Source organism: Modestobacter sp. SYSU DS0875, from assembly GCF_054050915.1.
In genome coordinates this window covers 24363-45468 of the sequence record NZ_JBJHAH010000023.1, presented here as the reverse complement: position 1 = coordinate 45468, position 21106 = coordinate 24363, and the positions used below count along the sequence as shown (strand labels likewise).

Genomic DNA, 21106 nt, shown 5'->3' with positions numbered 1-21106 from the left:
GCCGGCGGGACCGTCCCGACCAGCGCTCTCGCACCCCCTATCGGCAGACGGGTGGACCGGTTGAGCGCAACCGACGTCGGCCGGCCCGGATCTCACCCGAACGCAGGAGGGCCCGCCCGGCACACACCGGACGGGCCCTGCTGCACCGGCACCGGCTACACGGTGAACCGGTTGACCGCGGCCTGCAGCTCGTCGCTCATCCGGGCCAGCTCCTCCGCCGAACGCTGCGCCTCCTCGACCCGCTGGTTGGTCTCCGCGGTGCCCGCGGCCAGCCCGGTGATCGCCGAGGCGATGCTCTGCGAGGACGACGCCGCCTCGGACACGTTGCGGTTCATCTCGTTGGTCGTGGCGGTCTGCTCCTCCACGGCCGCGGCGATCGTCGCCTGGAAGTCGTTGATCTCCCCGATGACCGAGCTGATCTGGCCGATCGCGTCCACCGCACCAGCGGTGTCGCCCTGGATCGCCTGCACCCGGCGGGCGATGTCCTCGGTCGCCCGCGCCGTCTCCTGCGCCAGCTCCTTCACCTCGTTGGCGACGACCGCGAAGCCCTTGCCCGCCTCACCGGCACGCGCCGCCTCGATCGTGGCGTTCAGCGCCAGCAGGTTCGTCTGCTCCGCGATCGAGGTGATCGTCTTCACCACGTTGCCGATCTCCTGCGACGAGTCACCCAGCTTCCCGACCGTCCGCGTGGTGCTCTCCGCGACGCCCACCGCCTGGTTCGCCACCCGCGATGCCTCGCTGGCGTTCTGGCTGATCTCCCGGATCGCCGACTCCATCTGCTGCGAGCCCGTCGACACCGTGTCCACGCTGGAGGCCACCTCACCGGCGTTGGCCACGACCAGGTCGGCCTGGCCCGCCGCCGTCCGCGCGTTCGCGGACATCGCCTCCGCACCCGCCGTCAGCTGCTGCGACGCCGCACCCAGGCGCGACGCCGAGTCGCTCACCAGCGACAGCACCCCACCGAGGGACTCCAGCGTGCGGTCCAGCGACCGGGCGACCTCACCGATCTCCGCGCCGCCGGTCTCCCCGGCGCGGACGCTCAGGTCGCCCTCGGCGACGCGGTCGAGCACCTCGCGCACCCGCTGCACGGGGCGGGTGATGGAGCGCACGAGCAGCAGCGACAGCAGCACCGACACCGCGATGCCGGCGGCGACCACGACGATGGTCAGCGTGCGGGCGGCTTCGTACGCGTCCTGGGCCTCCTGGGCCGTCGCCGCGGCGACGGCGCTCTGCGCGGAGGTCGCGGTGGTGATCGCCTCGATGGCGGTCGCCTCCAGCTCCTGCTGCTGCGGGACGATCGCCATGGTCAGCTCGAGGTCGCCGACGTTGGCCAGGATCTGCGCCTGGTTCTCGAAGAAGCCGAGGGCGGCGTCCCGGAACTGCTCGAACGACGCCCGCACCGGCGCGCTCAGCGCCCCGGGATCCACCGCCTCGAGCGCCTCGGTGATCCGGCCCTGCGCCTCGGTGGCCGCCTCGGCGTTCTGGGTGAGGACCTCGTCCGGGAGGTTCTCCATCGCCGAGCGGGCGGAGTAGGCCTGCTGCTCCCACCACAACGACTCCAGGTCGTCCAGCTGCTCCAGCGGGCGGGTGCCGCTGTCGTAGACCTCCTGGGCCTGGTGGCTCAGGGTGCCCATCCGGTGGATCCCGATGACGCCCACGGTGAGGGTGGCCAGGGCGACGACGAGGATCGCGGCGAGCAGCCGGCCCCGCAGCCCCACCCGGCCGAGCCCAGCGAGCGGTCCGGCACCTCCCGGCTCGGGGGCGGTGCTCGGCGTGTCGACGTCCATGGGTCTCTCCTTCGTGGTGGCTCCTGCGCTGGTGCGGACGACCTGCTTTCCCTGGGATCGGTCCCACCGAGGGAACTCTTGAGTGCGGCCCGGCTGTCTTCCGCCGTCCGGAACACGAAAGACGGCAGGGCCTGCCGGGTGCTCCCGGCAGGCCCTGCTGTGGCCACCTCGCCGGGCCCGGGCCGCGAGCTGGCGCGCGGTGGGGGCGAGGTGGTCGCTGCTCAGACGGTGAACCGGTTGACCGCGGCCTGCAGCTCGTCGCTCATCCGGGACAGCTCCTCCGCCGAACGCTGCGCCTCCTCGACCCGCTGGTTGGTCTCCGCGGTGCCCGCGGCCAGCCCGGTGATCGCCGAGGCGATGCTCTGCGAGGACGTCGCCGCCTCGGACACGTTGCGGTTCATCTCGTTGGTCGTGGCGGTCTGCTCCTCCACGGCCGCGGCGATCGTCGCCTGGAAGTCGTTGATCTGCGCGATCACGGTGGAGATCTCCCCGATCGCGTCCACCGCACCGGCGGTGTCGCCCTGGATCGCCTGCACCCGGCGGGCGATGTCCTCGGTCGCCCGCGCGGTCTCCTGCGCCAGCTCCTTCACCTCGTTCGCCACCACGGCGAAGCCCTTGCCCGCCTCACCGGCACGCGCCGCCTCGATCGTGGCGTTCAGCGCCAGCAGGTTCGTCTGCTCCGCGATCGAGGTGATCGTCTTCACCACGTTGCCGATCTCCTGCGACGAGTCACCCAGCTTGCCGACCGTCCGGGTCGTGTTCTCCGCGACGCCGACCGCCTGCCCCGCGACCCGCGCCGCCTCGGTCGCGCTCTGCGCGATCTCCCGGATCGCCGCCTCCATCTGCTGCGAGCCCGTCGACACCGTGTCCACGCTGGAGGCCACCTCACCGGCGGAGGCGACGACGACGTCGGCCTGACCGGCCGCCGTCCGCGCGTTGCCGGCCATCGCCGCCGCACCCGCCGTCAGCTGCTGCGACGCCGCACCCAGGCGCGACGCCGAGTCGCTCACCAGCGTGAGCACCCCACCCAGGGAGTCCAGGGTGGTGTCCAGCGAGCGGGCGACGTCGCCCAGCTCGGCACCGCCGACGTTCCCGGCCCGCACCCGCAGGTCCCCGGCGGCGACCTGCTCGAGGGTCTCGCGGATCCGCTGCACCGGGCGGGTGACGCTGCGGGCCATCAGGACAGCCAGCGCGACCGAGACCACGAGGCCGATCACGACGCCGATGATCGTGAGGGTGCGTGCGCTGGCGTAGGCGTCGCGGGCCTCCTGCACGGTCGCCGAGGTGGCGGCGATCTGCGCGTCGGTGGCCTCGTTGAGCGCCGTGACCGCGTTCAGCTCAGCTTCCTGCAACCCCGGCAGCAGGGTCATGACGTCGCCGCCGGCGGCACCGAGCTCGGCCATCTGGGCGCTGGTGTCGTCGTAGGCCGCGATGGCGGCCTGGAAGTCCTGGAAGGCGCTCTCGGTGGCGGAGGTGAGAGTGATCTCCTCCACCCCGGCCCGGAGCTCGTCCAGCGTCGCGCGGATCGCGACCGCCTGCTCCTGGAGGCCGGCGACGACGTCGGCCGGCAGGCCGGGGCTCATGCCACGGGAGGTCGCCGCCTGCATCTCCCAGTAGGTGGAGCGCAGCAGCAGGATGTCGCGCAGCGGCACGGCGCCCTCCTCGTAGACCGCCTCGGCCTGGTCGCTCAGCTCGCCCATGCGCGTCACGCCGAGCGTGCCGACCGCGAGCGTGGCCAGCGCGACCAGCAGGAAGGCCGCGAGCAGCCGGGCGCGCAGGCCCGTGCGCTGGACGAGACCCGGACGTCGGTCCGGGTCGGTGGGCGTGGCCTGGTGGGCCCGAGCGTCGGTCATGGCGTACCTCTCCTGCGGATGGACGCACCCTGGGCGCCCTTGTCAGCCGGAGATCGGCAGCGCACGACCGGTTCTGGAGCACAGCGCGGATGCGAAACCAGGAAGTCCGCTGGATCGGGTGACATCGTTCCCACGAAGGGGCCGACGCGGCCCGGGCCTCAGCTGCTGCGCAGCGTGGCCAGGAAGGCCGCGACCCCGTCCGCATCGTTGGCGACGGTCACGTCGGTGGCGACGGCCAGGACGTCGGGGTGCGCGTGGGCCATGGCCACCGCCCGCCCCCCGCCGTCCCGCACCCACTCGAAGGCGGCGATGTCGTTGGGCATGTCACCGAAGTAGACGACGTCGGCCGGGGTCAGCCCGCGCTCGGCGGCGAGCCGGGCGAGACCGGTCGCCTTCGTCACGCCGGCCGCCGAGATCTCGGCCATCGCGTCCGAGGAGGACGTGGTCACCGTGGCGGTGTCCCCCACCACCTCGGCGACCAGCGCCACGAACTCGTCGCGGCCGAGCCGCTCGTGCCGGGCCAGCAGCTTGGCCACCGGCTGGGCGACCATCTCCTCCAGGGTCGCGACCGCCACGCCGGGCGCGTCCCTGTCCCAGCGCGGCCGGTAGATCGGCTCGTGCCGGAACTGGTCGCCGTACTCGACGGCGAACCAGGTGTCCGGCTGCCGGCGGCGCAGCTGCGCGGTGACCTCCTGCAGCACCTCCGGCTGCACCGGGTGCTCCTCCAGCACGGTGAACCCGGTCAGGTCGAGCAGCACGGCGCCGTTGCAGCAGATCGCCGTCCCCCCGCCCAGCCGCTCGCGCACCCCGAGCATCCAGCGCGGCGGCCGCCCGGTGGCCAGCACCAGCGGCACCCCCTCGGCGTCCCACCAGCGCAGCTCGGCCAGCGTCGCGTCGCTGATCGTCTCGTCGCTGCGCAGCAGCGTGCCGTCCAGGTCGCTGACGATCAGCTTCGGCCGGTCAGCCACCGGTGCCCTCCAGCTCCAGCAGGGCTTCCAGGTACCGCGCCACCCCGTCGGCCTCGTGGCCGCTGGTCCGGTCGCCGGCGGCGGCGCGGACCAGCGGGTGGGCGTTGGCGACGGCGACCGCCCGGCCGCCCCCGTCCCGGACCGCCTCGATCATCGGCAGGTCGTTGGGCATGTCGCCGAAGACGAGGACGTCGCCGAACCCGAGACCCAGGGCGTCCAGCACGACCTGCAGCCCGGTGGCCTTGGTGACCCCCGGGGGCAGCACCTCGATGAACCCGAGCCCGGCGTGGGTGAGCTCGGCGACCGAGGGGTCGACGACGCGGCGGGCCAGCTCCACCAGCTGGTCCTCCCCCAGGCGGGGGGAGCGCAGGAACACCTTGAGCACCGCCCCCACGGGCAGCACCTGGTGCCGGGGCAGCAGGTGGGCCGGCTCGGGGTAGGGCCAGTCGAAGCCGTGCTGCACCCGCAGCGGGCGCATCGCCTCGGCCTGCTCGGCGGCGTCCTCCACCGCGACGATCAGCTCGCCGGCGACCTCCTCGATCGCCGCGATCACCTCGGTGGCCACCTCGCGGGGCATGCCGACCGTGCGGAGCACCTCGTCGGGGGCGCCGTCCGACCCGAACCGGACGACGTAGCCGCCCTGGGCCAGCACCGCGATCCCCTGCCCGGCGAGGGCGGCGCGGACGCTCTCCAGCAGCCGCGGCCCGCGGCCGGTCGCGCCGACCACCGGCAGGCCGGCGGCCCGGCAGGCGGCGATCGCCGCCGCGGTGCGCGGGCTGACCTCCCCGTGCGCACCCAGGAGGGTGCCGTCCAGGTCGCTGACCACCAGCCGGGGCCGCCACGACCCCAGGCGGGCGCCCAGGTCGCCCAGGTCGACCACCTCACCCGCGGCCGCGGCGGCCGCGGGTGCGGTCAACCCGCCGCCGTCGGGCCGGCCAGCGCTCACGCGGCGGGGCCGGGGGCGACCGCAGCCAGCGCCATGCCGGGGGTGAGCACCTCGTGGCCACCCAGCCACGGGCGCAGCGCCGCGGGCACGTGCACCGAGCCGTCGGCCCGCTGGTGCACCTCGAGCAGGCAGGCGATCGTGCGGGCGATCGCGCACAGCGTGCCGTTCAGCGTCGCCGCGGGCTGCGGCTTCCCGTCGGGGTCGCGGTGCCGGATCTGCAGCCGGCGGGCCTGGAACGTCGTGCAGTCGGAGGTGCTGGTCAGCTCCCGATAGGTGCCCTGGGAGGGGAACCACGCCTCGATGTCGAACTTGCGGGCCGCGCTGGTGCCCAGGTCGCCGGCGGCGATGTCGACCACCCGGTACGGGAGCTCGAGGGCCTGGAGGAACTCCTCCTCCCACTGCAGCAGCCGGCGGTGCTCGGCGGCGGCGTCCTCGGGCGCGCAGAAGCTGAACATCTCGACCTTGTCGAACCAGTGCACCCGGATGATGCCGCGGGTGTCCTTGCCGTAGGACCCGGCCTCCCGGCGGAAGCAGGAGGACCACCCGGCGTACCGCTTCGGGCCGGCGGAGAGGTCGAGCACCTCACGCGCGTGCATGCCGGCGATGGCGACCTCGGAGGTGCCGACCAGGTACAGGTCGTCGCGCTCGACCCGGTACACCTCCTCGTCGTGCTCGCCCAGGAAGCCGGTGCCCTCCATCGCCTCCGGCTTGACCAGGGCAGGGGCGACGACCGGGGTGAAGCCGGCCGCGACGGCGCGGGTGATGGCCAGCTGGGCCAGCGCGAACTCCAGCAGCGCGCCGGGGCCGGTGAGGAAGTAGAAGCGGGCGCCGGAGACCTTGGCGCCACGTTCCATGTCGATGGCGCCGAGCGCCTCCCCGATCTGCAGGTGGTCCTTCACCTCGAAGTCGTAGCTGGGCACCTCGCCCACGACCCGGATCTCCACCGCGTCGTCCTCACCGCCGGGCGGAACCTCGTCGTGCACCAGGTTGGGGATGCGCAGGTGCAGCTCGGTCAGCGCGGCGTCCGCGGTGCGCTCGGCCTCCTCGGCCTCCTTCACCTGCGCGGCCAGCGCCTTGGCCCGCTCCAGGACGGCGGGGCGCTCCTCGGGGGTGGCCTTCTTCACCGCCTGCGAGGCCGCCTTCTGCTCCGCGCGCAGGTCGTCGGCGGCCTTCACCGCGGCCCGGCGGTCGGCGTCGGCGGCCAGCAGCCGGTCGACGAGGGAGTCGTCGGCGCCCCGGGCGCGCTGGCTGGCCTTGACCCGCTCGGGGTCCTCACGCACGAGTCGCAGGTCGATCACAGACGCATGGTAGGTGGCGCCGTCGGCCCGATCCGGTCGGCCGGGGCCCGATCCGGCTGCCGCGCGGGTCGACCCGCGCCACCGACGGCCACCCCTCCTGGCCCAGGTGCGGGACACTGGTGCCATGCGCTTCCTCGGCGACCGCCGCCCGGACCACGACCTCACCTACAGCGACGTGTTCATGGTGCCGGCGCACTCCACGGTCGGCTCCCGCCTCGAGGTCGACCTGACCACCCCCGACCGGGTGGGCACGACCATCCCGATCGTCGTCGCCAACATGACGGCGATCTCCGGCCGGCGGATGGCCGAGACCGTGGCCCGCCGCGGCGGCCTGGCAGTGCTGCCGCAGGACATCCCGATCGACGTCGTCGGCGAGGTCGTCTCCTGGGTCAAGGCCCGGCACACCGTCTACGACACCCCGATCACCCTGGGCCCGACGTCCACGGTCGCCGAGGCGCTGTCGCTGATGGGCAAGCGGGCGCACGGCGTCGTCGTCGTGGTCCAGGACGGCCGGCCGGTCGGCGTGGTCACCGACGGCGCCTGCCAGGGCGTCGACCGGTTCACCCAGCTGTCCGAGGTGATGACCCCCGAGCCGCTGACCATCCCCGCCGGCACCGACCTGCCCAAGGTCTTCGACGTGCTCTCCGCCGAGCGGATCAGCGCCGCCCCGGTCCTCGACGGCGACCAGCTGGTCGGCCTGATCACCCGCAAGGGCGCCCTGCGCTCGGCCATCTACGCCCCCGCCGTCGACGCCGCCGGCCGGCTGCTCACCTCCGCCGCCGTCGGCATCAACGGTGATGTCGCGGGCAAGGCCGAGGCGCTGCTGGCGCACGGGGTCGACGTGCTCGTGGTCGACACCGCCCACGGCCACCAGGAGAAGGCGGTCGAGGCGGTGCGCGCCGTCCGCGCCGTCGCCGGGACGACGCCGGTGGTGGCCGGCAACGTGGTGACGCCGGAGGGCACCCGCGACCTGGTCGAGGCCGGCGCGGACGTCGTCAAGGTCGGCGTCGGGCCCGGCGCGATGTGCACCACCCGGATGATGACCGGCGTCGGCCGCCCGCAGTTCTCCGCCGTCGAGGAGTGCGCGGCCGCGGCGCGGGAGCTGGGTAGGCACGTGTGGGCCGACGGCGGGGTGCGCCACCCCCGGGACATCGCCCTGGCGCTGGCCGCCGGCGCGGCGAACGTGATGATCGGCTCCTGGTTCGCCGGCACCTACGAGAGCGCCGGCGACCTGTACGACGACGGCACCGGCCGCCGCTACAAGGAGAGCTTCGGCATGGCGTCGGCGCGGGCGGTCAAGGCCCGCACCGCCACCCAGAGCGGCTTCGACCGGGCCCGCGCCGGGCTGTTCGAGGAGGGCATCAGCTCCTCCCGGATGTACCTGGACCCGGCCCGGCCCGGCGTCGAGGACCTCATCGACCAGATCGTGGCCGGCGTCCGCTCCTCGGCCACCTACGCCGGCGCGCGCACCGTCGACGAGCTGCACGAGCGGGCGGTGCTGGGCGTGCAGAGCGCGGCCGGCTACGAGGAGGGCCGCCCGCAGCCCACCAGCTGGTGATGGAGGCGCTGCCGCAGGAGCGGTTCGAGGAGCTGGTCGCCGACGCGCTGGACCAGGTGCCGGCCGAGCTCATGGCGCTGCTGGACAACGTCGTCGTCCTGGTGGAGGACCGGAACCCCGAGGAGCCGGACCTGCTCGGCATCTACGAGGGCTTCGCACTGACCGAGCGCGGCTGGGACTACGGCGGGGCGCTGCCGGACCGGATCATGATCTACCGGGTGGCGATCTGCGACGTCTGCGAGGACGAGGAGCAGGTGGTCGACGAGGTCACGGTCACCGTCGTCCACGAGATCGCGCACCACTTCGGCATCGAGGAGGAACGCCTCCACGCCCTCGGCTGGGGGTAGCCCGACCCCGCGCGCTTTCCCGCGAGAAAGCGCGCGGGCTTTCTCGCGAGAAAGCGCGCGGACGGCGGCGGGTAGCGTTGCCCGACGTGCCCGAGGACGCCGACCGCACCGCCCCCCGCCTGCCGATCCAGATGCTGCACGACCGGCTGCTGGTCGCCCTCCGCAAGGAGGACGGCGACCGGCGCTCGACCGGCGGCATCCTGATCCCGGCGACCGCCCAGGTGGCCAAGCGCCTGGTGTGGGGCGAGGCCAAGGGCATCGGCCCGAACGTGCGGCAGATCAAGGTCGGCGACCAGGTGCTCTTCTCCCCCGAGGACCAGCACGAGGTCGAGGTGCACGGCGAGGACCTGATCATCCTGCGTGAGCGCGACGTGCACGCCGTCGCCGCCGCCCGGATCGAGGAGAACACCGGCCTCTACCTCTGAGGCAGGGCGCCTCGCCCCGTTGTGCGTTCGTCGTCGGTCCAGCGGGGCAGGAGTGACGTCGTGCGCACACCGGAACCGACGAGACGGAACGGTCCGACACCAGGGGTGTGCAGAGCGTCCCTGAGCGCGCACACTGGGTGATCATGACGGTCGGTGCACGGCCCCGGGACGGCGGCTCAGCCCTGCCCGGCGGACCCGGCGCGCACCCGGGCCAGCCACTCCTCCGCCGCGACGAACGCCGCATCGCCGACCCGCTCCGCCACCGGCTTCCCGGGCTGCGCGTCCGCGCGCGGGTACGAGCCCAGGAACCGCACCTCGTCGGCCTGCCGGTGCAGTGCGGCCAGCGCGTCGCCCACCCGCTGGTCGGCGACGTGCCCCTCGCAGTCGATGGAGAACGAGTAGACGCCCAGCCCCTCGCGGGTGGGGCGGGACTCGATCCGGGTCAGGCTGATCCCCCGCACGGCGAACTCGGCCAGCAGGTCCAGCAGGGCGCCGGTGCGGTCGGCGACGACGGCGGTGACCGTGGTCTTGTCCGACCCGGTGGGCTCCGGCAGCGGCCCCGGCCGCTCGACCAGCACGAACCGGGTCACGGCGCCCGGGTGGTCCGCGACGTCGCCGGCGAGCGCCACCAGCCCGTACCGCTCGGCGGCGATGGCGGCGCAGACCGCGGCGTCGTGCTCGCCGGCGGCGACCCGGCGGGCGGCGTCGGCGGTCGACCCGGTCGGGACGACGTCGGCCCCGGGCACCAGCTCGGCGACCCGGGCCCGGCACTGGGCGAGGGCGTGCGGGTGGCTGGCCACCGAGCGCACCGCGGCGGCGTCGGTGCCGGGGCGCACGGCCAGCACGAAGGCCACCGGCAGGAACACCTCCCGGGTGATCACCAGCGGCGCACCGTCGACCAGCCCGTCCATGGTGGCCGGCACCGAGCCCTCCACCGAGTTCTCCAGCGGCACGAGGGCGGCGTCGCGTTCCCCGGCGCGCACCGCGGCGAGCGCGGCGGCGACGCTGGGCGCGGGGTGGACGTCGACGGGGGGATCGACCTCGGCGGTCAGCACGGCGAGGGCGGCCTCGGCGAAGGTACCCTCGGGTCCGAGATAGGCGAACCTCGTCGGCGCTGTGCGGGAGTCTGCGCGCGGCATCTGGTGAGGGTAGTGCGGCCGCGCCGGATCCAGGTCCCGGCGCGGGGGGAGCTGCCTCGTCACCGGCCGGGTACGTGCTCGTCACGTCCCCCGACAGTTGACAGGAGGTGCGCGTGACCGCGGCGCCCGAGACCCTCGAGCCGATGCTCGACACGGTCCGCTGGCGCCTCCTGGCGGCCAGCAGCGCCGAGGACGCCCGCGCCTTCACCGCCGAGCTGGACCGGGCCGCCATCGTGCTCACCGCCGCCCGGCATCCCTCGTGGAGCGCCTGGTCGCACGCCTTCAGCGCCCGCGCCCTCCTGCTGGACGGCGACACCGACGGGGCCGCCTCCGCCGTCGCCGCCGCCCGCGCCGCACTCGAGCGCTGCCCGGCGTCGGCCGAGCGCGCGCTGACCCTGGCCTACCTGGCGCACGTGGAGGTGAGCGCCGACCGGTACGACGCCGCCCTGCACCTCGCCGTCGACGCGAGCCTGCTGGCCGACCAGCTCGGCGAGCAGACCGGCGCGTCCGGCACCCCTCCCCGCGCGCTGCACCAGGCACACCACTGGCTCTCGCTCGCGCTGACCCGGCTGGACCTCGAGGAGCTCGCCGTCAGCCAGGCCCGGCGCGGCGCCCGCGTGGCCGATCGGCTGCCCGACCTGGGCGACCGGTGGCAGCTGTTGCGGCTGTGCGCCCAGCAGCACGTCGAGCTGGCCCAGACGGTGCAGCGGCGGGGCGACCTGGCCCGGTCCCGCGAGCTGGCCGAGGCGGCGCTGCGCCACGCCACCACCGCCCGGGAGCTCGCCTGGGAGCCCACCGACGCCGACGTCGACCTGCTCGACGTGGTGCAGGCCTGGTCGCTGACCCTCACCGGCGACCTGGACTCCGCGCTCGCCCCGCTGCGGCGCGTCCAGCGTCACCTCGCCGCCGGCGACGCCGGCCCCTGGCTGGCCGGCTACGCCGACCTGGCGCTGGCCCGGTTGCTGGCCCGGCAGGCCGCCGCCCGTCCCGGGCCACGCGACCGCACCCCGCCCCCGCACCTGGGCGAGGAGTCACTGCAGCTGCTCGTCTCGGCCACCGGCGCCTTCGCCGCGGCCGGTGACCTGCGCCGCTACCGCCAGTGCCTGCTGGAGCTGGGCCAGGCGACCGCGGCCCTGGGGCTCACCGCGGAGGCGCTGCACTGGCTGGACGCCTACCGGTCCGAGACGAGCCGGGCGCACCTGCGCAGCCGGGAGCTGTGGGCGGAGATGTTCGTCCGGCGCAGCCGGCTGCGGGAGGCCGAGCGGCAGACGGCGGTGCTCCGGCGGCACGCGATGGAGGACACCCTCACCGGGCTGGGCAACCGGCGCAGCGCCGAGCAGCGGATGGCCGAGCTGCGCGACGACCGGGAGCCGGTCTCGCTGGCGGTGGTCGACGTCGACGGCTTCAAGTCCTTCAACGACGAGCACTCCCACCTGCACGGCGACGCCGTGCTGCGCACGGTCGCGACGCTGCTCGAGGAGCACAGCCGCACCGGCGACGAGGTGTTCCGCTGGGCCGGCGACGAGTTCCTGGTGCTGCTGCCGGACACCGACGAGGCGCAGGCGGTGGTCGCCATGGAGCGGCTGCGCAGCGCCGTCGCCGACGCCGACTGGGCCGCGTTGGAGGTCCCGGCTCCGCTGACGGTCAGCATCGGGGTCGCCAGCACCGCCGCGCCCGGCGCCGCCGGCCCCCGGACGTGGCGGGAGCTGTTCGACTGCGCCGACCTGAACCTCTTCGCGGCCAAGCGCGGGGGCCGCAACCGGGTCCGCGCCCCGGGCGGCGACCAACCACCGGCCACGCCGGCCCGCGCCGCGGCCGCCGCCACGTCGGTCGACGACCTGGTCTCCCAGGTGCTCAGCGGCGCGCCCCGCCGGCCCGGCTGGGCGTTCGACGACGGCGAGGCGGTCTCGTGACCCTGCGCCTGAGCGGCTCCCGGGGCGACGACACCGCCCGCCGGGCCGACACCCCGGTGCGTGACACGCCCGGGACCACCGTGCAGAGTGCCCTCGTGCCGCCCGGACTCCTGCACCAGCGGGTCAGCTCCGCGTTGGCCAACTGGGAGCTCGACCAGGCCGAGAGGCTGCTCGCCGAGGTCGAGGGCGAGCTGCCCGCCACGCCGGCCGACGAGCGGGGCGGGGCCCGGGCCTCGCTGGCCCGGGCCTGGGCCGACACGCTGCGCGCGGAACTGCTGGTCCGCCGGCTGCGGCTGGCCGGCTGGTCGCTGCTGGGCGAGCCGCTCGTCGACGGCGGGCCCGAGCAGGAACCGCCGCTGGACCTGCAGGGCAGCGCCGCCGGCGACGACCAGCCGGTCGACCGGGAGACGCGGTCGGAGTCCGCCGAGCGGGCCGCGCAGGCGATCGCGCTGGTGCGCTCGGCGCGCGCCGCGTTCGACGCCCAGGACGACGGCCTGCAGCGGGCCGCCGGGCTGGTCCGGCACGCGCGGATCGAGCTGCTGTCCCACCGGGTCGACGCCGCGATGGACGAGGCGGTGGAGGCGGCCAGCCTGCTGGACCCGGCCGTGCCGCCCGGCCCGCTGCTGGTGCACACGCTCAGCGCGCTGGCCGGGGTGCTCGCCGACCTGGAGCTGATGCCGCTGGCGCTGGACTACCAGCGTCGCGCCGCGGAGGTGGCCGCCGCCGCGGCGGCCACCGCGGACGACGGTGACCTGGCCCGCGGCCTGGTGGGCGAGACCGCCACCCGGCTGGCCGCGCTGTCCGCCGAGGTCGGCGAGGGCGTGCTGGACGACGGCGGCCTGGAGTCCGCACACGCCTCCTTCACCGAGGCCCGCCGGCTGGCCGAGCGTGCCCTGGAGGAGCTGCCGGCCGACGACCCCGCCGTACTGGACGCCCAGGTGGTCCACGGCTGGGCACTGGTCGGGCTGGGCGAGCACACCGCGGCCCTGCCGCTGCTGGGCGCCGTCGTCAGCGCCGCTGAGCAGGCCGGCGACCGGTCGCTGCTCGCCTCGGCGCAGCTGGGCCTGGGCCGGGCACTGCGCCGGTCCGGCGAGCCGCGCCGCGCCGACGACCACCTGGCCGCCGCGCTGACCGTGGCCACCGAGCACGGGCTGGCCCGGCTGCGCCGGGCAGCGCTGCGCGAGCTGTGCACCCTGCACGCCGACCTGGACGACGCCGCCCGCGCGCTGCCCTACCTGCAGGCCTACCTCGCCGACGAGCTGGACCGGGTCGACGAGCGGCGCACCCGCTGGGTGGAGCTGTTCGGCCGGCGCAAGAGCCTGCTGGAGACCGAGCGGGCCGCCGGCCAGCTGCGCCGGCAGGCCTACGAGGACCCGCTGACCCACCTGCCCAACCGCCGGTACGCCGAGGCCCGGCTCGACGGGCTGCTCACCTCCGGCGCCGCCCCGGCGCTCGCGGTGGTCGACATCGACCGGTTCAAGGCGATCAACGACGCCGCCGGCCATCCCGGGGGCGACGCGGTGCTGCGGGCGGTCGGCCAGCTGCTGGTCGACGGCTGCCGCGACACCGACGAGGTGTGCCGCTGGGCCGGCGACGAGTTCGTCATCCTGCTGCCGGAGACCACGGCCGAGCAGGCGGAGCGGGCGATGGAGCGGATCCGCCGCTCGATCGCCACCCACGACTGGTCGGCGCTCGGCGTCGAGGGGCCGGTCACGATCAGCGTGGGCATCGCCCAGGCCGCCCGCGGCGACGACCGCCGCACCTTGTTCGCCGCGGCCGACGGCGTCCTCTACGACGCCAAGCGGGCCGGCCGCGACCGCGTCGTCCGGCTGTCGGGGGTGACCCAGACCCGGGCTCCGGACGGGGCCGATGGGGCCGGTGTGACGGCGCCCGGCACGGCCTCCGGCGAGGTCCCGGGCTCGGCCGACGTGGCGCTTATCGTCGGCGACGTGAGCACCTCCCCGCTGGCCGACCGCCCCACCGACGACCAGCCGGAGAGCGACCTCAACGGCTTCGCGTCCCTGCTGATGGACCCGCCGGTGCAGCCGACGCGCCCGCGCAGCCCGTTGGACGAGCTCTTCGGCTCGGCCCCCGCGGCCCGGCGGCCGCGCACCGAACAGCCGGCCGATCCCGAGCCCGCCCCGGCTCCCGCGCCCACCCCGGCCCCGGCGGCCGCCCGCGAGGTGGTCGCCCCGTTCGGACCCGACGTCATCTGGGCCACCGGCCGCAGCACCGAGCAGGTGCTGGCGCTGGTCCGCGAGGCCCGCCGCGACCACCCCGACCACCCGGCCGTGGTGGTCCGGGCCAGTGCCGAGACCCTCGTCGCGCTGGCCAGCGAGCACGACGCGTACACGACGATGGACGGCGTGGCGATGGCCGCCGCCGTCGGCCCGGTGCCCGAGGCCGTCGGCCGGATCGCCGTGCTCTGCGCCAGCAGCGGCGACACCCCGATCGCCGCCGAGGCCGCGTTCGTCGCCCGGGTCACCGGCGCCGAGGTCGTCCGGGTCGAGGACGTCGGCGGCAACCGGATCCGCCCGCTGCTGGCCGACCCGTCCCTGCTGAACGACGTCGACTGCCTGGTCGTCGTCGCCGGCCTGGACGCGGCGCTGGCCAGCGTGGTCAGCGGCCTCACCGAGGTGCCGGTGGTCGCCGTCCCCACCTCGGCCGGGCAGGCGAACACCTTCGGCGGGTTCAGCGCGCTGCTGACCATGCTGAACTCCGCGGCGCCCGGCGTCGTGGTGAGCAACATCGACAACGGCTGGTCCGCCGGCGTCTTCGCCGCCCGCATCGCCCGCCGCACCGCCCAGCGGTGATCCCTCGGGCACCATGGAACCCACCCCGCACGACCGGGAGCTGGTCGACGCCGCCGAGCAGGTGATCGCCGCCCACGGCGATGGGGCGCTGCACACGGTCGCGGCGGCCGTGCGCGACGAGCACGGCGACGTGCACGTCGGGGTGAACCTGTACCACTTCACAGGTGGGCCGTGCGCAGAACTGGTGGCGCTGGCAACCGCGCGCGCGGCGGGGGCGCTGGCTCCACAGACGATCGTGGCCGTCGGCGACGCCGGCCGCGGCGTGCTCTCCCCGTGCGGCCGGGACAGGCAGGTGTTCGCCGACCACCACCCGCACCTGCGGGTGATCGTGCCGCGTTCGACGGGCGCGGAGGTGGTCCGCGCCGCAGACCTGCTGCCGCGCTCGTTCTCGTGGCCGGCCGAGCAGGTCCAACGGCTGCGCTTCCGCGCGACCCACCTCGACGCCGTCCGCGCGGGGCGCAAGCGACTGACCCTCCGGTTCCACGACCCGGTCCAGGTCGGCCGGGCGCTGCTGGTGTTCGAATCGCCCGTGAACGTCTCCCTGCCCGGGCGCATCACCTCCACGGTGGCCAAGCGGGTCTCGGAGGTGACCGAAGAGGAAGCGCACGCCGACGGCTTCCAGAGCCGCGCCGACGTGCTGCCCCTGCTGCGTGGCTACTACCCCGACCTGCAGGCCGACGACACGATCGTGCTGGTGGCGTTCGAACTCGACGACTGATCCAGCGCGCCCGGTGGGCATCCGGACGTGCTCACGCCGTGCACCCCGGGGCATCGGCTAGTCTCCTGGGCCGAGAAGGGGAGTAGCCCCCCGACCGCTGGTCGACATGCTGGCGCGCTCGCGCGCCCGGTCAGCGGGCCCGTGCTCCGGCGCGGGTGGGCGAGACCTTCGGCCTCGCGGCCACCTTGATGGTGCGCCGCCGGTCGAGGGCTGCCCCGCATCCCCGCCCGGCGACGCTGAGCGGAAGAGAGCACTGTGGTCCCCTCGGTCGTCCTGGCCGCCTTCGTCCTGGTCCTGCCGGTCGAGCTGCCCGACAAGACGCTGTTCGCCACCCTGGTGCTGGCCACCAGGTTCCCGGCGCTGCCGGTGTTCGTCGGCGTCGGGACGGCGTTCGGCCTGCAGGTGGCGATCGCCGTCACCGCCGGCTCGCTGCTGTCGCTGCTGCCCGCGGCCCTGGTCAGCGCCGTCGTCGCCGCCCTGTTCGTGGTCGGCGCGGTGCTGTTGTGGCGCAGCGCGAACGAGGGGCCCGAGGACGACGAGGCCGCCGCGGCCCGCGAGCAGACGTCGTTCCTGCGCGCGGCGGTGATCTCCTTCGGCGTGCTGTTCGCCGCCGAGTGGGGCGACCTCTCCCAGCTGGCCACCGCCGGGCTCGCCGCCCGCTACGAGGAGCCGCTGTCGGTGTTCCTCGGCGCCTGGGCCGCGCTGCTGGTCGTCTCCGGTCTGGCCGCCTTCCTGGGCCGGAAGCTCGCCGACCGGCTGCCGATCGCGCTGATCCGCCGGGTCGCGGCGGTGCTGTTCGCCGTCTTCGCCGTCGTCGCGGTGGTCGAGACCGTGCGCACCCTGGTGGGCTGAACGGCGCAGGCCAGGGTCGCAGCCGGACCCGGCGGAGGAGGACGACGTGGTCACCACCGCTGCCGTCGCCGGCATCGCCCTCGTGGCGCTCGGTCTGGTGCTGACGCCGGGGCCCAACATGATCTACCTGGTGTCCCGGTCGGTCACGCAGGGCCGCCGGGCCGGGCTGGTCTCGCTCCTCGGTGTCGCCGCCGGGTTCCTGGTCTACCTGGCTGCGGCCACGGCGGGTCTGGCGACCGTCTTCGTGGCCGTCCCGGCTGCCTACACGGTCCTCAAGATCGCCGGTGCGGCCTATCTGCTGTACCTCGCCTGGCAGGCGCTGCGGCCGGGCGGCGTCAACGCCTTCGCCCCGCGGGACCTCCGCCCCGACCCCCCTCGGACGCTGTTCCTGATGGGGCTGGTCACCAACCTGCTCAACACCAAGATCGCGGTGCTGTACGTGTCGTTGCTGCCTCAGTTCATCGACCCCGACCGCGGCTCGGTGGCGGCGCAGAGCCTGGTGCTCGGGCTGGTCCAGATCGCCCTCGCGCTCACCGTGAACGGGCTCATCGTCGTCTTCGCCGGTTCGCTGACCGGCTTCCTCTCGACCCGGCCCACCTGGCTGCGCGTCCAGCGGTGGCTGATGGGTGGGGTCCTCGGCGCCCTCGCCGTCCGGCTCGCGCTGACCGGACGGCCGCAGACCGCGGGCTGACCGGTCGGCGCGGGGGCGGAACCGCACCCCTCCGGGGGACCGGCGGCCCGCCGTCCTCAAGCGCCGTCGCCGACCTGCCGACTCCTGGGAGGACGGCCGAGATGCGGCCGCCCAGCGAACGGGAGCACCGACCATGGAGACCATCCGCTTCGAGCAGTCGCAGGACGTGCTGGTGCAGACGGCCGCCGTCGTGGCCGCCCAGCGGCAGTTCGCGCAGCGGCTGCGGCAGCGGACGGTCCCCGACCCGCTGACCGGCCTGCCGGTGCGCAGCCTGCTCATCGACCGGCTCGAGCTCGCGCTGGCCGCCGCCGGGCCGGACGCCGGCCGGCTGGCGGTGCTCTCCTGCAACCTCGACGGGATCACCGCCGTGGAGGACACCCACGGCCGTCCGGTCGCCGACGCCGCCCGCGCCGAGGCCGCCGGCCGGCTGGTCTCCGCCGTCCGCCAGGGCGACGTCGTCGCCCGGATCAGCGCGCAGACCTTCGTGCTGCTGTGCCCCGGCATCACCGACCCCGCCGACGCGGAGGGGATCGCCCGCCGGGTCGCCGCGGCCTTCGACGCCCCCCTGCAGCCCGCCCCCGAGCTCGCCTGCCGGATCCGGCTCAGCGTCGGTGTGGCGCTCTCCGGGCGGGCGTCGACCCCCGAGTCGCTGATCGCCTCGGCGAACGAGTCGATGACCCGGATCCGGCACGAGCGCCAGGGCAGCGGCCGGCACGGCTGACGCCCCCCCCCGGTTCAGCGCAGGGTCGGGATCCAGTCCGCCAGCGCGCGGCCGATCTCGTCCGGGGAGTCCTCGGGCACGAAGTGCCCGCCGGGCACGGTGACCTCGGTCAGCGCCGGCCAGCGCCGCACCCTGGTGCGCTGGCGGCCGACCAGGATCGACCCCGGGTCGGCGTTGAGGAACAGCTTGGGCACCTCGCTGTGTGCCAGCCACTGGCCGTACCGGTCGACGACGTCGTGCACGCCCGGCGGCACGTGCTCGATCGGGATCTGCCGCGGCCACTCCAGCGTCGGCCAGCGGTCGGCGCGCTCGCGGAACGGCGCCCGGTACCGGTCGTGCGCCTCCGCCGACAGCCCGCGCCGCACCTCCGCCGGCAGGATCTTCTCCACGAACACGTTCTGGTCGAGCACCCTGCGCTCGCCGTCCGCCCCGCGCATCGCCTGGAACACCGGCTTGGCCGCCCGGGGCCAGTCGGCCCAGATCATCGGCGTGACGATCGCCTCGGTGAACGCGATGCCCCGCACGGCGTCGGGGTGCTGGGCGGCCCAGTCGAACCCCAGCCCGGAGCCCCAGTCGTGCAGCACCAGGGTCACCCGCTCGGTGACGCCGACCGCGTCCAGGAACCCGGCCAGGAACTCGGCGTGCCGGTCGAAGGAGTAGCTGCCCGGTCCCGGGTCGGGCAGCTTGTCCGACTCCCCCATGCCGATCAGGTCCGGTGCGATGCAGCGCCCGAGGTGCTGCACGTGCGGGATGACGTTGCGCCACAGGTAGGACGACGTCGGGTTGCCGTGCAGGAAGACGATGGGGTCGCCCTCCCCCACGTCGACGTAGGCCATCTCGTGGTCACCGACCCGCACCCGGGAGCGCGGGAACGGGTCGTCGGCGGGCACGGGCGTGCGGACGTCGTCGGCCATGTCCGGCCAGTGCCCCGTCCACGCGCCGTCCGAACCTGCCCTTGACCCTGACGCCGCGTCAGGCTGTTCCGTGGTCTCCGTCGACGAGAGAGGAGGGGCGATGAGCTGGACGGTGGGTGAGCTGGCCCGGCTCGCCGGCGTCACGGTGCGCACGCTGCACCACTACGACCGGATCGGGCTGGTCCGGCCCAGCGAGCGCACGTCGGCGGGATACCGCAGCTACGACGCGCGCGACCTGGACCGGCTGCAGCAGGTGCTGCTCTACCGCGAACTCGGGTTCCCCCTCGACGAGGTCGCGACCCTGCTGGACGACCCCGACGCCGACCCCGCGGCGCACCTGCGCCGGCAGCACCGGCTGCTGCGGGACCGGCTCGAGCGCACCCGGGCGATGGTCGCGGCCGTGGAGAAGGAGATGGAGGCACGGCAGATGGGGATCTCCCTGACCCCGGAGGAACGGTTCGAGGTGTTCGGCGACCATGACCCGTCGCAGTACGACGCGGAGGTCGAAGAGCGCTGGGGCGACACCGCGGCGTACGCGGAGTCGAGACGGCGGACGGCGGCACACGGCAAGGAGGACTGGCTACGGGTCAAGGCGGAGACCGACGACGTCGAGCGGCGCTTCGCCGCGGCGCTGGCGGCCGGGGTCCCCGCCGACTCCGCGACCGCCATGGACGTCGCCGAGGAGCACCGGCAGCAGATCAGCCGGCACTTCTACGACTGCTCGCCCGAGATGCACGCCGGGCTCGGCCGGATGTACGTCGAGGACGAGCGGTTCACCGCCCACTACGAGCGGATCGCGCCCGGCCTGGCGCAGTACGTGAGCACCGCCGTCCAGGCCAACGCCGTCCGCCAGGGCTGAGCCGGCCGGCCGGAGGTGGAGCCGGGGCACGGCGCGGCTCCACCTCCGGCGACGCGGGTTGACCCGGGCGAGCGACGTCACGTCCCTCCCGCTCCCGCCGGGTGGCTGGCAGCCCGCATGCTGGCCCGGTGGGATGGGTGATCGCGCGGCTGCAGCAGCCGTGGGTGCAGCGGGCGGTGCGGGCGGCGCTGGCGGCGGGGCTGTCCTGGCAGGTCGCGCTGCTGCTGCCGCCGTCGCTGGCCGCGTACGCCTACTACGCGCCGCTGGGCGCGGTGATCGCGGTGAGCCCCACGGTGGCGGACTCCGCGTCGGCGGCCTGGCGCAGCATCGTGGCGATCCTGGTCGGGTTCGCCCTCGCCGTGGCGCTGTTCGAGGCGACCCGGGGTGTCTCCAACGCGATCACCATCGCGCTGATCGTCGCGCTGGCGATCGTGGTCGAGCAGTGGCGGTGGCTGTTCCGCGAGCAGGCCGGCTGGGTCAGCTTCGCCGCCGTCCTCATGCTCACCGTGGGGACGGCGGACCCGGCCGAGTACGCGCTCCGGTACGCGGGGCTGACGCTGCTGGGCGCCGTGATCGGCGTGCTGGTGACCAGCCTGCTGTTCCCACCCCTGCAGCTGACCACCGCCGAGCAGCGGATCGCCCGCACCCGGACCCTGCTCGGCGAGCACCTGGAGACGATCGCGACGTCGTTGCGCAGCGGGCAGGTGCCCGAGCTGGGTGAGTGGGAGGTCCGCGGGGAGGAGCTGGACCGCGCCCTGGACCGGATGCGTTCCGCCGAGGCGATGGTCGAGCGCGCGCGGCGGGCCAACCCCCGGGCCCGGCGCTGGCGGGGCACGGCGAGCAGCATCCGCGAGCAGTCCCGCGCGCTGGACCGCGTCGCCGTCCTGATCGACGACCTCACCACGCTGGTGGTGGAGTTCCAGCCGCACCGGCGCGGGCTGGACCGGGTGGACGACGGCACCGGCTGGGTGCTCGCCGATGCGCTGGACGGCCTGGCCGGCGTGGTCCGGATCCCGTACCACGCCACCGACACCGAGCCCGACGACCGGGATGCGGCCATCGCGACGGCGCTGACCGCGGCGGACCGGCTGACCGCGCTGCTGCGGGGCTCCGAGATCGGCGACGACGAGGGCTTCTTCGCCCTCGCGGCGGTGACGATCGGGATGCACCGCTCGCTGGCGACCCTGGAGGCGCACGTCCGCTTCCCCCAGCCCGCCTGACCGGTCTCCCCGCCAGAATGGCCATGATGGCGAGACGGTTGCACGTGGAACGTCCACCCTCAGCGGAAACGGGACGACGCCGTC

At 75.0% G+C, this 21106-nt stretch carries 18 protein-coding genes; 11 read left to right on the top strand and 7 right to left on the bottom strand.

Translation table 11 applies throughout. The features are described from left to right. Positions 1–155: 155 nt before the first annotated feature. The 5 genes from ACI79Y_RS14315 to serS form a co-directional block, all read right to left on the bottom strand. The gene (locus ACI79Y_RS14315) at positions 156–1787 is read right to left on the bottom strand and encodes a methyl-accepting chemotaxis protein (RefSeq protein WP_457159120.1); all 1632 of its coding nucleotides are present in this window, start codon (positions 1785–1787) and stop codon (positions 156–158) included. 221 nt (positions 1788–2008) lie between these two features. Beyond that, entirely contained in the window at positions 2009–3640 is a 1632-nt protein-coding gene (locus ACI79Y_RS14310) for a methyl-accepting chemotaxis protein (protein ID WP_457159119.1), read from the bottom strand. Between the two features lie 158 nt (positions 3641–3798). After that, positions 3799–4608, bottom strand: coding sequence for an HAD family hydrolase (locus ACI79Y_RS14305; protein WP_457159118.1), 810 nt, complete (start codon positions 4606–4608; stop codon positions 3799–3801). Then, positions 4601–5524 carry an HAD family hydrolase gene (locus ACI79Y_RS14300; RefSeq protein ID WP_457159117.1) on the bottom strand — a complete coding sequence of 308 codons (924 nt, stop codon included), beginning with the start codon at positions 5522–5524 and terminating at the stop codon, positions 4601–4603. The genes ACI79Y_RS14305 and ACI79Y_RS14300 overlap by 8 nt, the downstream gene beginning before the upstream one ends. Positions 5525–5550: 26 nt before the next feature. Continuing rightward, positions 5551–6852, bottom strand: a complete 1302-nt coding sequence (serS, locus tag ACI79Y_RS14295) for a serine--tRNA ligase (RefSeq protein WP_457159116.1) — start codon at positions 6850–6852, stop codon at positions 5551–5553. A 124-nt stretch (positions 6853–6976) separates the two neighbouring features. On the opposite strand from serS, the gene ACI79Y_RS14290 reads away from it, so the two are divergent. The 3 genes from ACI79Y_RS14290 to ACI79Y_RS14280 all read left to right on the top strand — a co-directional run bounded on the left by ACI79Y_RS14290 (position 6977) and on the right by ACI79Y_RS14280 (position 9182). Continuing rightward, on the top strand, positions 6977–8410 hold the full coding sequence (locus ACI79Y_RS14290) for a GuaB1 family IMP dehydrogenase-related protein (RefSeq protein WP_457159115.1): 1434 nt from the start codon (positions 6977–6979) through the stop codon (positions 8408–8410). Then, positions 8410–8757, top strand: a complete 348-nt coding sequence (locus ACI79Y_RS14285; protein ID WP_457159114.1) for a metallopeptidase family protein — start codon at positions 8410–8412, stop codon at positions 8755–8757. The genes ACI79Y_RS14290 and ACI79Y_RS14285 overlap by 1 nt, the downstream gene beginning before the upstream one ends. An 86-nt stretch (positions 8758–8843) precedes the next feature. Continuing rightward, a complete protein-coding gene (locus ACI79Y_RS14280) occupies positions 8844–9182 on the top strand; it encodes a GroES family chaperonin (RefSeq protein WP_457079335.1) in 339 nt (112 codons plus the stop codon). Between the two features lie 176 nt (positions 9183–9358). On the opposite strand, the gene pheA is transcribed toward ACI79Y_RS14280, so the two are convergent. After that, a complete protein-coding gene (gene pheA / locus ACI79Y_RS14275) occupies positions 9359–10321 on the bottom strand; it encodes a prephenate dehydratase (RefSeq protein WP_457159113.1) in 963 nt (320 codons plus the stop codon). A 113-nt stretch (positions 10322–10434) separates the two neighbouring features. Between pheA and ACI79Y_RS14270 the strand changes: the two genes are divergently transcribed. From ACI79Y_RS14270 to ACI79Y_RS14245, 6 genes are all read left to right on the top strand, one after another. Beyond that, the gene (locus tag ACI79Y_RS14270; protein ID WP_457159112.1) at positions 10435–12234 is read left to right on the top strand and encodes a diguanylate cyclase; all 1800 of its coding nucleotides are present in this window, start codon (positions 10435–10437) and stop codon (positions 12232–12234) included. Next, a complete protein-coding gene (locus ACI79Y_RS14265) occupies positions 12231–15047 on the top strand; it encodes a diguanylate cyclase domain-containing protein (RefSeq protein WP_457159111.1) in 2817 nt (938 codons plus the stop codon). The genes ACI79Y_RS14270 and ACI79Y_RS14265 overlap by 4 nt, the downstream gene beginning before the upstream one ends. 13 nt (positions 15048–15060) lie before the next feature. Beyond that, positions 15061–15765 carry an ASCH domain-containing protein gene (locus ACI79Y_RS14260; RefSeq protein ID WP_457159110.1) on the top strand — a complete coding sequence of 235 codons (705 nt, stop codon included), beginning with the start codon at positions 15061–15063 and terminating at the stop codon, positions 15763–15765. Between the two features lie 255 nt (positions 15766–16020). Beyond that, positions 16021–16617: a TMEM165/GDT1 family protein gene (locus ACI79Y_RS14255; RefSeq protein WP_457159109.1), complete on the top strand. Its 597-nt coding sequence runs from the start codon at positions 16021–16023 to the stop codon at positions 16615–16617. A 46-nt stretch (positions 16618–16663) separates the two neighbouring features. Next, on the top strand, positions 16664–17308 hold the full coding sequence (locus ACI79Y_RS14250; protein ID WP_457159108.1) for a LysE family translocator: 645 nt from the start codon (positions 16664–16666) through the stop codon (positions 17306–17308). A 133-nt stretch (positions 17309–17441) separates the two neighbouring features. Beyond that, a complete protein-coding gene (locus tag ACI79Y_RS14245; protein ID WP_457159107.1) occupies positions 17442–18029 on the top strand; it encodes a diguanylate cyclase domain-containing protein in 588 nt (195 codons plus the stop codon). Between the two features lie 14 nt (positions 18030–18043). On the opposite strand, the gene ACI79Y_RS14240 is transcribed toward ACI79Y_RS14245, so the two are convergent. Continuing rightward, positions 18044–18943 (bottom strand): haloalkane dehalogenase, encoded by a 900-nt coding sequence (locus ACI79Y_RS14240; RefSeq protein ID WP_457159106.1) that lies wholly within the window; start codon positions 18941–18943, stop codon positions 18044–18046. Between the two features lie 100 nt (positions 18944–19043). Here ACI79Y_RS14240 and ACI79Y_RS14235 point away from each other — a divergent pair, with 100 nt between their 5' ends. Beyond that, entirely contained in the window at positions 19044–19802 is a 759-nt protein-coding gene (locus ACI79Y_RS14235; RefSeq protein ID WP_457159105.1) for a MerR family transcriptional regulator, read from the top strand. A 128-nt stretch (positions 19803–19930) separates the two neighbouring features. Then, positions 19931–21022 (top strand): FUSC family protein, encoded by a 1092-nt coding sequence (locus ACI79Y_RS14230; RefSeq protein ID WP_457159104.1) that lies wholly within the window; start codon positions 19931–19933, stop codon positions 21020–21022. Positions 21023–21106: the final 84 nt, after the last annotated feature.